The organism is Streptococcus urinalis 2285-97 (assembly GCF_000188055.2).
GTDB classification, from domain to species: Bacteria; Bacillota; Bacilli; order Lactobacillales; family Streptococcaceae; genus Streptococcus; species Streptococcus urinalis.
In genome coordinates, this window is sequence record NZ_AEUZ02000001.1 from 1049806 (window position 1) to 1064706 (window position 14901).

Below are 14901 nucleotides of genomic sequence, written 5' to 3' on the forward strand. Positions count from 1 at the left end.
CTAGTTTTTATTTTCTTTAAAAGTAATTTTTAATAGGAAGGGAGCTATAAGAGTCGTTAAAATAACAACAATAACAAGTGTTGAATAGGTTGCTTTGGAAATGAGTGATTGACTGAGACCTAACTGAACAATAATGAGTGCCATCTCACCTCGACTTACCATTCCACCACCTATTGTTAATGCATTACGTCTATTGAACTCAAATCCACGAGCAACAAGATAAGACGGAATTAATTTTGTTAGAACAGCTAAAACCGTAAAAAGTACAATTAGCGGTAGATTTTTTAACATACCATCAAGTTGAAGTGGGAGTGCAATAGAAGCAAAAAAGATTGGAATGAAGAAGAGATATGAAAATTGAGCAACTTCATGGGTTAGTTTATCCGCAATTTTTAACTGGCCAATCCCTAATCCTGCAAAAAACGAGCCAATAACTGCACTCATACCAACTTTATCAGCTAGTATTGCCATACTAAAACAGATAATAACCGCTAAGAAACTATTTTTCTCAAAATAATCAAATTTTGAAACAAAACGAAAGATGCCTGGAATCAAATACTTAATTAGAAAATATAAAAAGATGAAGAATAGAACTTGCAATCCAAATTCTAATAGTAGATTTTGATTTTGACCGCCACTAGTACTTGAAACAAAGAAACTAAGAAGAAGGACAGCTAAAATATCGTCTGCGACAGCGGCATCTAAGATAACAGCACCAGTATCTGATTTCACTTTATTGTATTCCTGTAAAACTTCAACAGTAATAGAAACACTGGTAGCCGCAAAAACAATACCATAAAAAAAACGAAGTTTTCATTTCATAACCAAATAGTTGAGTTGTTCCATAAAAAATCAATAATGGGACTAGAACACCTGTAATGGCAACTAATAGACTTGGCTTAATGTATTTTTTTAATAAAGATAGATTAGCTTCTAGCCCCGCCAGAAACATTAATAAAATGACACCAATTTCCGAAAGAAATGAAACAATGTCATCGCTTTTAACCCAGTTTAAAAGGGCTGGACCAATAAAAATACCAACTAAAAGTTGACCAACAACGGCCGGAATACCAATACGACTGGAAAGCTGTATCGCTACTAAACTACTAAAAAGAATAATGGTTAAATTAATAAGTTCGTGCATTTTTCTTCCAAAAAAACAATAATGTTAGTATTATACCATTTTTATGTCGATAATTTTAGTAATATAACTTTTTCTTATATCATTATCAAATGTCGATTGTCTTGTTTCTAAATAATCTTATTGAAAATATTGTAAAAATATCTTATAATTCAATAGAAAACATGAATGATTAAGGAGAATAAATGAACAAGATTCGTTTTTGGGCTTATTTACCAACCTTATTATTATTGCTATTATTTGTATTAATACCTTTAGTAAATCTATTAATACCAACTTTATTTTCAAAAGATGGCTTTATATCTGGTTATATTGATTTTTTTAGTTCACTTTATAATTTAAAAATTCTTTGGAGAACTCTCAAAATTTCTTTTGTTGTGACTCTTATCTGTGCCCTTTTAGGGGTTCCAACAGCTTATTTTATTTCTGGCGTATCTTCAAAAGTAAAAGGATTACTGATGGCCTTAACTTTATTTCCGATGTTAACTAATTCTGTTATTAGAGCTTTTGCGTGGATTACTATTTTGGGTAAAAATGGTGTTATTAATAACTTACTAACATCGTTAAAATTTATAAACCAACCATTCTCTTTGCTTTATACTGAAGGCTCCATCATTGTTGGGTCGGTTTATTTATTTTTGCCTACTATGATTATTACATTGGTTGGTGTAATGGAACAAATTGAAGATGATATTTTAGAAGCAGCATCTACTTTAGGAGCTAGTCAGTGGAAAATTATTTCAAGCATCATTATTCCTTTAAGCCTACCTGGTACAATTGTTGGTAGTATTTTAGTCTTTACTGGAACTTTAACGGCATATACAACACCTCAATTACTTGGTGGTAATAAAAATATGATGTTAGCAACCTTTTTGCAACAAAAAGCAGTTACTCTAGGTGATTGGTCAAGCGCAAGTGTCATCGCTTTTATCATGATTGTAATCACTTTACTCGTAATGAAAAGCTTAAATCTGGTGGCTAAACGGGTAGACAAACGAAATCAAATAGGAGAAGTAACAAGTTGAAAAAGAATAAAAGCATAACGGTCATTTCATATTTAGTTTTTGGATTCTTATTTATTCCCCTTTTAATTATTGTCATAACATCTTTTGGTACACAAGCAAGCATTCAATTTCCAATAAAAGGTTTTACACTTGATTGGTATAGTGTTGTATTTCACTCAGCCTCCTTCATAGCTAGTTTTAAAATATCTTTAATAACAGGTGTATTGGCTACTTTAATTGCTGCTTTAGTTGGTGTTCCAGCTGCTTATGCCTTAAATAGAGATCATTTTAAATATAAAGAATCGTTAAATTCATTTTTTCTTTCTCCATCTCTCATTCCAGGAATGGTGATAGGTTACATGATTTACAATATGATTATTATTCAATTACATCTACCTGTCATTCCAGCCTTAATTATAGGTCATATGCTTATTAGTCTTCCCTATATTATTAGAGTTGTTGGTTCAAATATTCAAAATTTAGATGAATCTATTGAAGAAGCATCATGGACATTAGGCTATACCCAGACGCAAACTTTTTTTAAAATAGTTTTACCTAATATCACATCTGGGATTTTTGCAGGTTCTTTATTGTCTTTTGTTAATTCCTTTAATAATATTCCAGTAAGTATGTTTTTAACTGGTCCTGGAGTTACGACTTTACCAATCACTTTATTGAGCTATTTAGAATATAACTATAATCCAGCAGTTTCAGCAATTTCAACATTACTAATGTTATTAACCATTGTTTTAATGTATCTTATTGATAAAACTTTAGGTTTATCATCAATTATGTAATTACAAAAGGAGAATAAATTTTGTCAATTGTAGAATTAAACGATATCAGAGTGTCTTATGATAAACAAAATGATATCTTAAAAAACTTATCGTTATCCATTAAAAATGGTGAGTTGGTTTCATTGCTAGGACCAAGTGGATGTGGAAAAACGACGACATTAAGAGTATTAGCTGGATTAATCAAGCCAAATGATGGACAAGTCATTGTCAACAATGAAGACATTACAAAAGTACCAGTGCATAAAAGACATTTTGGGATGGTATTTCAAAGTTACGCTTTATTTCCACATATGACGATTTACGATAATATTGCTTTTGGGTTAAAAAGATTGAAATTAACTAATGACCAAATTGAAAAGAAAATCAAGGAAATTGTTAAGATTTGTGGTCTAGAAGGATTTGAGAAAAGACTACCCAAACAACTATCAGGTGGTCAAAGGCAAAGAGTTGCTTTAGCACGTGCTCTTGTTATTGAACCGAAAGTGTTATTACTAGATGAGCCATTAAGTAATTTAGATGCTAAATTAAGACTAGCAATGCGTCTTGAAATTAGAAGAATTCAACAAGAATTAAATATGACAACTTTATTTGTGACACACGATCAAGAAGAATGTTTCTCAATATCAGATAAAGTTGCCATCATGAATGAAGGTGTTATAGAGCAATTTGACACCCCTGAAAATATATATCGAAGACCAATCACAAAATTTGTTGCAGAATTTATAGGATTTGAAAATTTTATACCGATTACAAAAAATCAAAATACTTTAGTCTATACTGATAAATCAGGTAGTCATTATGATTTTTTGATTGAAAATAAGACAAATAGTACAAATGGTCTTTTAACTATACGTCCAGAAGACATCATTATTAATCGAGGAGGTGAGATTGATAGCGTTAATCAAAAAGTTGGAAAAATTAGAGTAAGAACCTTTTTAGGAAAGCAATATCAGTATGAAGTCAAAACTGATATCGGCAGCATTCTTGTTACTTCTGATGATTCTCAAAAATTTGAAGTTAGTCAAGAAGTCACATTGACATTTAAAAAAGAAAAATTAGTCTTTTTAGTTAAGTAATTGGAGGAATAGAAAATGAAAAAGAAAAAGTGGTTATCTAGTATCTTGATTTTAGGAGCAGTTGTCTCTTTAGCAGCTTGTGGTAACTCAGAAGCAAATGTCTCAAAATCATCTTCAGGTAGTGATTCAAAATCATCAAAAACAACGACAATGAATCTTTCAACATTTGCTTTAAATCAAGATATTGTTGAATCTACCGTTATTTCACCTTTTGAAAAGGATAAAAATGTTGACGTAACTTTAGATGTTGGTACAGCTGAAGAACGACTTACAAAATTGGAATCAGGAACAACAGAAGTTGATGCTATTGAACTTTCACAAATTAATGCATCTGAAGGAAAAACAAAAGATTTATTTACAAAAATCTCAAAATCAGAAGTTCCCAATATCTCAAATTTATCTGACGGAGCTAAGGCTATTTGGAAAAAAGGACTTGGGGTGCCTTATGCAGTAAATAGTATCGGAATTATCTATGACGAAAAAGCTGTTGGTTTCAAAATTAACTCATGGGATGATTTATGGAAAGCATCATTAAAAGGTAAAATTTCAATTCCTGATATTTCAACAACTTTCGGTCCTGCTATGTTATATGTTGCTAGTGATCATGCCGGTAAAGATATTACATCTGATAAAGGAAAAGCAGCATTCAATGCCTTAGAAGAACTTTCTCCTAATGTTGTAAAAACTTACTCTAAATCATCTGATTTAGCCAATATGTTTTCTTCTGGGGAAATAAGCGTTGCCGTTATTGCGGATTATGCTTATTCTACAGTTGACGCAGCAAAATCTGGTCTTACTTACAAGGTTCCAAGTACAACTTATGCCAACTACAATACAATCAATGTACCAAGTAGTGCTAAAAATAAAAAACAAGCTTATCAGTACATAAATTGGAGAATAAGCAAATCACTTGAAAAAGAAACTGCAGTTAAATTAAATGAAGCTCCAGTAAATACTACTGTAAAATTATCTTCTGATGTTGCTAAAAATAAAACTTATGGAAAAGTAGCCAAGAAAGCAAAAAGTATTGATACAACTTTCGTCAATAAACAACTTTCTGATTGGGTAACACAGTGGAATGAAATATTAAATCAATAATATTCTGTTCAAAAAGTCATGTATTTGTACATGACTTTTTATGGCACATGATTAAAGGAGACAATTAGTGAAAACAGCACTGATAAATGGATGGATTTTAAGCCTGGATGATGATTTCAATGAATATAATCCAGGCTATATCATAATAGAAGATGACATCATTCTTGATGTAGGTCATCTTGATGACTTTAAGAATGATGGTATAGAATCAATTATTGATGTTAATGAAAATATTATTATCCCAGGAATGATTAATGCCCATACACATGTAGGTATGATTCCATTTAGAAGTCTTGGAGATGATATGAAAGACAGACTAAGAAAGTTATTATTCCCACTTGAAGAGAATCTGTCTGAAGAATTAGTACGAGCAAGTACAAACTATGCTATGGCAGAAATGTTATTAGCTGGAATAACTACTTTTGCAGATATGTATTATTTTGAAAATGCAATTGCTGAAGAAGTTGATAAAATGGGAATGAGAGCATTACTTGGTGAAACGATTCTTAACATTCCTACCTGTGATGGAGATGATCAACCTTATTATGGTCTAACGTATGCCAAAAATTATATTCCAAAGTGGAAAAACCATCCACTAATTAAACCAATGTTAGCACCACACGCACCTAACACTAATTCAAAACACATTCTTGAAGAGATAAAAACAGTCTCTAAAACTAATGGTGTACCTATTATGATGCATGTTTCTGAAATGGACTATGAGATTGATTACTTTAAAAAAGAATATAATCTAACTCCTGTTGAATTTTTGAATGCTATTGGCCTATTAAGTAACGATTTTTTAGCAGTTCATTGTATTCATCTTAGTCAGAATGATATTAAATTGCTCAAAAAACACGATGTCAACGTTATTCATTGTATTGATGCTAATATGAAATCAGCCAAAGGGATTATGCCATTAAAAGAGGTATTAGAAGCAGATATTACTGTTGGTTTAGGAACTGATGGTCCAAGTAGTGGAAACACATTAGATCTTTTTACAGTTATGAAGACAATTGCTTATGCTCAAAAAACCTATAACAAAGATAGAAGTATTTTCCCATCAAGAGAGATCTTTTACTTAGCAACGAGAGGCGGTGCTAAAGCTATAAGAGAAGATAATCACATTGGACAATTAAAAGCAAATTATCAAGCTGATATTGTGGTTATTGAAAGAGAATCTGTTAATATGTTTCCGATTTTTGACCCGTACAGCGCATTAGTCTATAGTGCAAATAGTTCTAATGTTAAAGATGTTTGGGTTGCAGGAGTACAGTTAGTTAAGAATAAACAATTAGTAAGACGTGATTTCCAAACCATTCGAAATAATCTTGACTTAGAAATGAATTCCTTTAGAAAAAAAGTAAGTGAATTACAAAATAATAAATAACAATCATGAGCCTATCTTTAATTTTTTGTGTAAAGAATGGATAGATTATCATTATAAAAAAACACTTTTCATTTTTTCATTTCAAAGTCATTACTGTTCCAATTATTCACAAGATGATACAATAGAAATGAATTTGATATTAGTAGTTAAAAGATTTCTTTTATGGAAGGAGATTGTGTTGACACATCGTATTTATCAGATGTCTTTCAAGAGTGTTTTTGAAGCACTTATTGCAAAAGCTGAACGAAAAGAGAGAACAGCTCAGGAAGTTTTTCAATTAACATCATGGTTAACGGGTTATAGTCTTCAAGAAATAAAAGACATTCAGAATTCTAATATGAGCTATGGTGATTTTTTTAAGAATGCACCAGAATTAAACCCGAAGCGGGTTAACGTCACAGGAAAAATTTGTGGTGTTCAAATAGAGACTATCGAGAATCCGATAATGCAAGATATCAGATGCCTTGATCGTTTAGTTGATTGGTTAGCTAGAGGTAAAAGCTTAAAAGATATTTTTGAGAAGTATGATTTTTAAGGAGATATGATGCTAGAAATTACATATTTAGATGCAGGAAAACGTGAACAAGTTGTAATTTTTGATACTTATAACGAATTTGTACGGTCTGAGCAAGCTTGTTGGCATGACATACATGATTATTTTAAAGCGTTAAAAGTTGTCTATAATGGACATGACTTAAATTTTCAAGGACCTTATGGTGATATTTATCAATTCTTGTTAAAACTTGCTTTAACCCAATTTGAAGCCTAAAAAAAGGAAAAGACAAAATATTGTCTTTTCCTTTTTATTATTTATTATGTCTATTCCCATTCCACAGTAGCTGGTGGTTTACTTGTAATATCATAAACAATTCGGTTGACGTGATCAACTTCATTTACAATACGTGTTGAGACTTTTTTCAAGACATCCCATGGTAATTGAGCAAAATCTGCCGTCATTCCATCGATTGATGTGATCGCACGGATGGCGATTGTATAATCATAAGTCCGACCATCACCCATAACTCCAACTGAACGAACACCAGTATTAACAGTAAAATATTGCCAAACATCACGATCTAAGCCGGCTTTTGCAATTTCTTCACGCAATATAGCATCAGATTCACGAACAGTTTCTAATTTTTCTTCAGTAATTGCTCCCATGACACGTATAGCTAACCCTGGACCTGGGAAAGGTTGACGCCATACAATTTCTTCAGGCATCCCAAGTGCGATACCAAGTGCTCTAACTTCATCTTTAAACAATGTATTTAAAGGTTCAATCAGTTGAAATTGCATGTCTTCTGGAAGACCACCAACATTATGATGAGACTTAATCGTTTGAGCAGTTTCAGTTCCTGATTCAATAATATCGGTATATAGAGTTCCTTGAGCTAAGAAATCCACACCTTTTAATTTACTTGCTTCATCATCAAAAACATAAACAAATTCATTACCAATAATTTTACGTTTTTTCTCAGGATCTTCAACATCAGCCAGTAAATCAAGGAAACGTTTCGACGCGTCAACTCGTATAATATTCAGTCCAAATTTACCGCCAAGCATACCCATAACTTGATCGCCTTCGTCTTTACGTAGAAGTCCATGATCAACAAAAATACAAGTTAATTGATCACCTAGGGCACGTTGAAGTAGAACTCCAACAACTGACGAATCGACACCACCAGAAAGGCCAAGTAGAACTTTTCGATCACCAACTTGTTGACGTATCGTTTCAACTTGCATGTCAATGAAGTTATCCATTGACCAATCACCACGCGCACCACAAATAGTAACCGCAAAGTTTCTTAGAATATCATTGCCATATTCAGAGTGACGTACTTCTGGATGAAATTGGATACCGTAAAATTGTTTTTTAGTATTTTGCATAGCTGCAAAAGGACAGTCAACTGAATCCCCTATTAATTCAAAGCCTTCAGGAATTTCAGTAACCGCATCACCATGACTCATTAAAACCAATTGTTCTTCAGGTGTATTGGCAAATAAATCAGATTTTGTTTTTAAACGTAGTGTTGATTGCCCATATTCGCGATTGCCAGCTTGACCAGCAGGTAGGACTTTCCCACCTAGTTTATAGGTGATTAATTGCATTCCGTAACAAATACCAAGAATAGGAATACCAAGATCAAAGATAGCTTCATCAATACCGAAAGCATTTTCTGCATATACAGAGTTAGGACCACCTGATAGGACAATCCCAATAGGGTTTATCTCTTTAATTTCTTGAGCAGAAATTTTATGGCTTTTTAATTCTGAAAAAACACCAAATTCACGTATACGACGTGCAATCAACTGATTGTATTGGCTACCATAGTCTAAAACAATGATTTTTTGAACATCATTAAGTGTCGTTATGTCAGTCATTACTATCCTTTCTTTTCTCCTAATCATTTTTGACCAAGAGTTATCCCTATTATTATAGCATAATTTAACTGATTTAGCATTAGAAATTCTCTCAAAAAAGCTTAATGAAACTTTCTTTTTATGATACAATGACAACTGAGTCATTTTAAGTATAGAAAATGTGGAGAAAGTAGTAGTGACAAGTAAGTCAAAAAAAAGAAAGGGGCTTTTTAGATTAAGAGAACTAGTAGTGATTGGGGTATTAATTTTAATGACACTCTCATTAGTAGTCTCTTCAGGAGGCCTTAAAAATATCATAGATACTGTTGATTTTTCATCCTTTTTTACAAAACAAGAACCGTCACTTTACAAAAAAGACCAAGAAATTCAAATAAAGTCTTCAGCTACAAAAACCTTTGCCAATACTTCTATATCAAAGAAAAGAAAGTGGATCGGTTATGTGAAATCAGTAGATTTGTACTCTCCCAATAAAGCTTCCAAAGAAAAGTATTACCTTTATCAAATTTCTTTTGGAAAGAAATTTAAAACGATAACCGTTAGAGAGACTGATTTACAATTGCCAGAAAAACCTCTCTATCAAGTTGGCAATGTTATCCAAATTGCAAAGTCAGCCCAAAAAGATTTAAACCAATCAGATATTAGTTCCTATCATAGTCAATTAGCAACTATTTCTAAAGTTTCTTTTAACCATAAAAATGCTGATGGTGGTTACCAGTACAATCTCACTCTAATGGATCAAGAGAAACAATTATCACATATTGCTGAACAAGATTTAACAAGTGTTTATCATGTTCCTTTAAAAGAAAACAATAGCGCAAAAACAAACAATGCTATCTTAAGAAAAGCTTTTAAAGATGCTAAGATACATCCTGGTAGGGTTCTTTATTTTCCAAAAGGCGAATTTAAAATTGGTAGTCATGTACCATTTAAAGATTATCAAATTTTACCGTCAAATACAGAATTACGAGGTAGTAAAACAACTTTTAAAGTTGAGGGGACAGCGTATTGGTTTGGTCTAGCAACTGGGTCCAAGGCAAATGACGGATTGAAAAATTTCACAATGAAAAACCTCCATTTTACAGCAAATGATATGGTAAATGGAGATCAATTTATGTTAATGGCCAATCATGGTGATAATTGGTCTATTATTGGCAATAGTTTTACAATGGTTCACAAAAAAGGAAGTCATGTTTTTGATTTAGGAGGTGTTCAGAATGCAACTTTTGATAGTAATATGTTTGTCGGTTATGCCCCAGATTTAACATCTGTTGAAACCATACCGCCTCAGCAAAATTTACATGATTATTATGCTGAGGCTATACAATTTGATGCATCCAGTATGGCCCTTTGGGATGGTGGGATTATCAGAAAAGTTGATTCTAATTATTATAAAAATAATCAAGAACAACATCTAACGAATAATGTTACCGTATCAAATAATAGCTTTCTACCTTATACCGATCAAAATGGAATCATAATTGCCTATGGGGCAACTATTGGTCAGCATTCTTCACTTGTCGGAAAAGCAATTATTACAGGAAATATTTTCAATAATACTCTAGTATCACGCTACTCACAAAGTAAAAATCTTTGGGTTATGAAGCCAATTCACTTTCCAAAAAAATCAGGAGAAATTCTTTCCAATAATTTTATCAATTAGAACTAAAATCAATCAAAATGTGCTAAACTATTCTTATCAGTACCTAGGAGGGGTTTATGTTACCAGCTTATCTCAAAATTCATGATGCTATAAAAAAAGATATCGATCAAGGTCTTTGGAAAATCGGTGTAAGGCTCCCTAGTGAACGGGATCTTGCTGACCAATTTCAGGTAAGTCGCATGACTTTGAGGCAAGCTGTTACTTTATTAGTTGATGAAGGTATCCTTGAAAGACGTGTTGGAAGTGGTACATACGTCGCTAGTCAAAGAGTTCAAGAAAAAATGAGAGGAACGACTAGTTTTACAGAAATTGTTAACTCACAAGGTAAAAAACCTTCAACAAAGCTCATTTCTTATCAACGTCAGCTTGCCAGCGACACAGAACGTAAGCAATTGCAATTATCAGAAAAAGAATATGTTATTCGTATGGAAAGAGTTCGTTATGCTGACCAAGTGCCCTTAGTTTATGAAGTCGCTTCAATTCCTGAGAAAGTAATCTCTGGTTTTAAGAAGGCTGATGTGACAGAACATTTTTTTAAAACGTTAACTGAAAATGGACGTATCATTGGAAAAAGTCAACAAACCATTTATGCAAAAACAGCAAGTGAACGCGTAGCAAATTATCTAAGTATTGCAAGAGGGCATGCCCTATTAGCTCTTACACAAGTGACTTACTTTGATAATGGACAAGCTTTTGAATATGTTCGAAGTCAATATGTCGGTGACCGTTTTGAGTTTTATTTTGAAAATAACTAAAGTATTGGTCAGAGTCAGTAATCTCTGGCTTTTTTTAAAAGAATTCTACTGTTAAAGTTATTTGTATTGTGGTAAAATATAGCTTATGGAAATTGAAAAAACAAATCGTATGAATGCGCTTTTTGAGTTTTATGCAGCTCTTTTGACTGATAAGCAAATGAATTATATTGAATTATATTACGCTGATGATTATAGCTTAGCAGAGATTGCAGAGGAATTTGGAGTTAGTCGTCAAGCGGTTTATGACAATATCAAAAGAACTGAAAAAATATTAGAAGACTATGAAATGAAGTTACATATGTATTCTGATTACATTGTTCGTAGTGAAATATGTGATCAATTATTAGAAAAATATGCAAAAGATAGTTTTTTAACCGAACAAATTTCCATTTTAACAAGTATTGATAATAGAGAATAAAAAAACTTATTAGTCACATAAACGTGAAAGTCTAACGGAGGAAATAGATAAACAATGGCATTTGAGAGCTTAACGGAACGCCTACAAGGCGTCTTCAAAAATATTCGTGGTAAGAAAAAATTATCTGAAAAAGATGTTCAAGATGTTACCAAAGAAATTAGACTAGCATTATTAGAAGCTGACGTTGCACTACCTGTTGTCAAAACTTTCATCAAACGTGTTAGAGAAAGAGCAGTTGGTCATGAAATCATTGACACACTTGATCCAACACAACAAATAGTTAAAATTGTCAATGAAGAATTAACAGGTATTTTAGGTTCAGAAACCGCTGAAATTGAAAAAAGTCCAAAAATACCAACAATTATTATGATGGTTGGTCTTCAAGGTGCTGGTAAAACTACTTTTGCTGGTAAATTAGCCAATAAATTAATCAAAGAAGAAAATGCTCGACCAATGATGATTGCTGCCGATATCTATAGACCAGCGGCAATTGATCAATTAAAAACACTTGGACAACAAATACAAGTTCCTGTTTTTGATATGGGGACTGATCATTCAGCAGTAGAAATCGTTACTAAGGGTTTAGAAAAAGCAAGAGAAGACCGTAATGATTATGTTTTAATTGATACTGCTGGTCGACTTCAGATTGATGAAACATTAATGGCTGAATTACATGATGTTAAATCGATTGCTCAACCAAATGAAATCCTATTAGTCGTTGATAGTATGATTGGTCAAGAAGCGGCCAACGTCGCGCGTGAGTTTAACAATCAACTTGATATTACAGGAGTTGTTCTTACCAAAATTGACGGTGATACACGTGGTGGTGCAGCGCTATCCATCCGTGAAATTACAGGAAAACCAATTAAATTCACTGGTACTGGCGAAAAAATCACTGATATTGAAACATTCCATCCAGATCGTATGTCAAGTCGTATTCTTGGTATGGGAGATTTATTAACACTCATTGAAAAAGCTAGTCAAGAATATGATGAAAAAAGATCTCTTGAATTGGCTGAGAAAATGCGTGAAAATACCTTTGATTTCAACGATTTCATTGACCAGTTAGATCAAGTCCAAAATATGGGACCAATGGAAGATCTTTTAAAAATGATTCCTGGTATGGCTGGTAACCCAGCATTATCAAATATTAAAGTTGATGAAAAACAAGTTGCAAGAAAAAGAGCCATTGTATCATCAATGACACCTGCTGAACGTGAAAATCCTGAATTGTTAACACCTAGTCGTCGTAGACGTATCGCCAATGGATCTGGAAATAGTTTTGTTGATGTCAATAAATTTATTAAAGACTTTAATCAAGCTAAGCAAATGATGCAAGGTGTGATGTCTGGGGACATGAATAAAATGATGAAACAAATGGGAATCAATCCTAACCAAATGCCAAAAAATATGCCTAATGGAATACCTAATATGGATAACATGGATATGTCCGCATTAGAAGGTATGATGGGACAAAACGGTATGCCTGATATGAGTTCAATGTTTGGTAGTGGTTTAAAAGGTAAAGTTGGGCAATTTGCTATGAACCAAGCAATGAAACGACAAGCAAATAAGATTAAAAAAGCTAAGAAAAAACGTAAAAAATAAAGTTATAAATACTGCTTTAACAAGTAGTATTTTTTATACAAGAATAAAGGGGTATGATGAACATTAAAAAGAAAAAATCGAAAGGTGTCTTTAGAAAAGTAAAACGAATAAAATCAGACTTACCTGCTGTTTTTTTATCATTAAAAGATAATAGAACACCATTCATAGCAAAAATAATAGCAGGAGTTCTTGTTATCTATGCGCTCTCACCAATTGACTTTATTCCTGATTTTATACCATTTATTGGTTATCTAGATGATATCCTTATATTGCCAGGTTTAATGTTTATTCTTATAAAGCTTATCCCTGAAGATGTCTGGAAAGATGCACAAATGAAGTCAAAAAAACTGTGGTTAAATGGACGACCAAAACATTGGTATTATGCCATTCCAATTATCTTATTTTGGATAATTATCGTGATTTGGTTGATTCATATTTGGAAGACAAATTTAAAAAATACATAAATTTATTTATGTATTTTTTATAGTTTATCCAGTGCATTTTTTTGCTCATCATTGACAATATGGGTATATAGATCTGTAACCTGTGTAGAAGCATGACCAAGTTGATGACTTACCATTACTTGTGATTTAGTTGCATCATATAATCTTGTAGCTAGAGTATGTCGTAATTTATGCGGTGTCACTCTGATTTTAAAGTCCTGAGAGTATTTAGCAACCATTTTTTCAATACTTGATGCATCAATACGATTAGGCAGTCCTCTATATTCAGTTAAAAAGAGTGCCAGGTCTTGTTTTTCAGCATGATATCGAGATTTTCTAATTTTTAAATAGTTTTCAATATAGGGTTTAGCAAAGTTAGCAACATTAACTGAATCTCGTTTACCACCTTTTCGAGTGACATCTATAACCATTAAGTTTAAGTTTAAATCTTTCATATCGAGATTGACTGCCTCAGATAAACGCACACCAGAAGCTAATAATAAGGCAATTATTGCTAAATCTCTCTCTTTATTTTTCTTAAAGGATGATTTAGCACGATTTGATAATTTTACCTCATAGTCATGATCTACATAATCTAAAAAAGCCATGGTTTCATCACCTAAAAATAACTTTTGTTTAATATTTTCAGCTCTTGCTGCCAAAGTCTCTTTCTTTTTCTTAGTAGCAACCTTCTTCATGACATTCCGATAGAAGTAGGGCTCACCATTTTTATCTTCAACCTCTTCTGTTAAATATTTATACAAACTTGATAATGCAGAAAGTGTCCGATTAATTGTTGTTTGTGAGACACCCTGTTTAGTTGAATAAGTATTTAAGGATGGTCTTTCTCTAAGATATAATATAAAAGATTCCATATCTTTTTTGGTCAGATGTTCCAAAGTAGATAAATCAATGTCAGCAATTTTTGAAGCCTTTGATATATCAGCATCAATTAACCACTCAAAAAAGCGTCTGTATTCTTTTAGATATTCATATAGGGTTGTAAAACTATAAGGAACAGTTAATTTTGATTGATAATAATCTAGGACAAACCATGGCATTATTGTCTTTAAATCTTCAATTTTTTCCAGTAATAGGTCACGTCTCATCGTATAATTGTTACTTTCTT

The 14901-nt window shown here is 32.4% G+C and carries 14 protein-coding genes and 1 pseudogene; 12 read left to right on the forward strand and 3 right to left on the reverse strand.

The annotated features are described in order from the left end of the window. Window positions 1-1144 (reverse strand): annotated as a pseudogene (locus STRUR_RS05350) (cation:proton antiporter). A gap of 182 nt (window positions 1145-1326) precedes the next feature. Between STRUR_RS05350 and STRUR_RS05360 the strand changes: the two are divergent. The 7 genes from STRUR_RS05360 (at window position 1327) to STRUR_RS05390 (ending at window position 7275) form a co-directional block, all read left to right on the forward strand. After that, window positions 1327-2166: an ABC transporter permease gene (locus STRUR_RS05360; protein WP_006739819.1), complete on the forward strand. Its 840-nt coding sequence runs from the start codon at window positions 1327-1329 to the stop codon at window positions 2164-2166. Further along, the gene (locus STRUR_RS05365) at window positions 2163-2942 is read left to right on the forward strand and encodes an ABC transporter permease (protein ID WP_006740284.1); all 780 of its coding nucleotides are present in this window, start codon (window positions 2163-2165) and stop codon (window positions 2940-2942) included. The genes STRUR_RS05360 and STRUR_RS05365 overlap by 4 nt, the downstream gene beginning before the upstream one ends. Window positions 2943-2962: 20 nt before the next feature. Next, window positions 2963-4018 carry an ABC transporter ATP-binding protein gene (locus STRUR_RS05370; RefSeq protein WP_006739263.1) on the forward strand — a complete coding sequence of 352 codons (1056 nt, stop codon included), beginning with the start codon at window positions 2963-2965 and terminating at the stop codon, window positions 4016-4018. Between the two features lie 15 nt (window positions 4019-4033). Next, window positions 4034-5116, forward strand: coding sequence for an ABC transporter substrate-binding protein (locus STRUR_RS05375; protein WP_006739930.1), 1083 nt, complete (start codon window positions 4034-4036; stop codon window positions 5114-5116). Between the two features lie 67 nt (window positions 5117-5183). Next, window positions 5184-6506 (forward strand): amidohydrolase, encoded by a 1323-nt coding sequence (locus STRUR_RS05380; protein ID WP_006739579.1) that lies wholly within the window; start codon window positions 5184-5186, stop codon window positions 6504-6506. A gap of 178 nt (window positions 6507-6684) precedes the next feature. Then, a complete protein-coding gene (locus STRUR_RS05385) occupies window positions 6685-7041 on the forward strand; it encodes a DUF2200 family protein (protein WP_006740215.1) in 357 nt (118 codons plus the stop codon). 9 nt (window positions 7042-7050) lie between these two features. Further along, entirely contained in the window at window positions 7051-7275 is a 225-nt protein-coding gene (locus STRUR_RS05390) for a DUF4649 family protein (RefSeq protein WP_006738552.1), read from the forward strand. Window positions 7276-7325: 50 nt separating this feature from the next. Here the strand turns inward: STRUR_RS05390 and guaA are convergent, their stop codons facing one another. Continuing rightward, complete coding sequence (gene guaA, locus STRUR_RS05395) at window positions 7326-8888, reverse strand: glutamine-hydrolyzing GMP synthase (RefSeq protein ID WP_006738965.1); 1563 nt, start codon at window positions 8886-8888, stop codon at window positions 7326-7328. A gap of 175 nt (window positions 8889-9063) precedes the next feature. Here guaA and STRUR_RS05400 point away from each other — a divergent pair, with 175 nt between their 5' ends. The 5 genes from STRUR_RS05400 (at window position 9064) to STRUR_RS05420 (ending at window position 13793) form a co-directional block, all read left to right on the forward strand. Then, the gene (locus STRUR_RS05400; protein ID WP_006740535.1) at window positions 9064-10548 is read left to right on the forward strand and encodes a hypothetical protein; all 1485 of its coding nucleotides are present in this window, start codon (window positions 9064-9066) and stop codon (window positions 10546-10548) included. 56 nt (window positions 10549-10604) lie between these two features. Next, on the forward strand, window positions 10605-11303 hold the full coding sequence (locus STRUR_RS05405) for a GntR family transcriptional regulator (protein ID WP_006738877.1): 699 nt from the start codon (window positions 10605-10607) through the stop codon (window positions 11301-11303). A gap of 85 nt (window positions 11304-11388) precedes the next feature. Next, window positions 11389-11721: a putative DNA-binding protein gene (locus tag STRUR_RS05410; protein ID WP_006739357.1), complete on the forward strand. Its 333-nt coding sequence runs from the start codon at window positions 11389-11391 to the stop codon at window positions 11719-11721. Window positions 11722-11775: 54 nt separating this feature from the next. Continuing rightward, on the forward strand, window positions 11776-13329 hold the full coding sequence (gene ffh / locus STRUR_RS05415; protein WP_006740281.1) for a signal recognition particle protein: 1554 nt from the start codon (window positions 11776-11778) through the stop codon (window positions 13327-13329). Window positions 13330-13382: 53 nt separating this feature from the next. Then, a complete protein-coding gene (locus STRUR_RS05420; protein ID WP_233417806.1) occupies window positions 13383-13793 on the forward strand; it encodes a YkvA family protein in 411 nt (136 codons plus the stop codon). Between the two features lie 17 nt (window positions 13794-13810). Here STRUR_RS05420 and xerS read toward each other — a convergent pair whose 3' ends face one another. After that, window positions 13811-14881, reverse strand: a complete 1071-nt coding sequence (gene xerS / locus STRUR_RS05425) for a tyrosine recombinase XerS (protein ID WP_006739652.1) — start codon at window positions 14879-14881, stop codon at window positions 13811-13813. Window positions 14882-14901: the final 20 nt, after the last annotated feature.

Excerpts from the sequence above, each read along its gene's own strand:
- STRUR_RS05360 (WP_006739819.1), top strand. The coding sequence starts at position 1,327 with ATGAACAAGATTCGTTTTTGGGCTTATTTACCAACCTTATTATTATTG.
- STRUR_RS05375 (WP_006739930.1), top strand. The coding sequence starts at position 4,034 with ATGAAAAAGAAAAAGTGGTTATCTAGTATCTTGATTTTAGGAGCAGTT.
- STRUR_RS05390 (WP_006738552.1), top strand. The coding sequence starts at position 7,051 with ATGCTAGAAATTACATATTTAGATGCAGGAAAACGTGAACAAGTTGTA.
- guaA (WP_006738965.1), bottom strand. The coding sequence starts at position 8,888 with ATGACTGACATAACGACACTTAATGATGTTCAAAAAATCATTGTTTTA.
- STRUR_RS05405 (WP_006738877.1), top strand. The coding sequence starts at position 10,605 with ATGTTACCAGCTTATCTCAAAATTCATGATGCTATAAAAAAAGATATC.
- STRUR_RS05410 (WP_006739357.1), top strand. The coding sequence starts at position 11,389 with ATGGAAATTGAAAAAACAAATCGTATGAATGCGCTTTTTGAGTTTTAT.
- ffh (WP_006740281.1), top strand. The coding sequence starts at position 11,776 with ATGGCATTTGAGAGCTTAACGGAACGCCTACAAGGCGTCTTCAAAAAT.
- STRUR_RS05420 (WP_233417806.1), top strand. The coding sequence starts at position 13,383 with ATGATGAACATTAAAAAGAAAAAATCGAAAGGTGTCTTTAGAAAAGTA.
- xerS (WP_006739652.1), bottom strand. The coding sequence starts at position 14,881 with ATGAGACGTGACCTATTACTGGAAAAAATTGAAGATTTAAAGACAATA.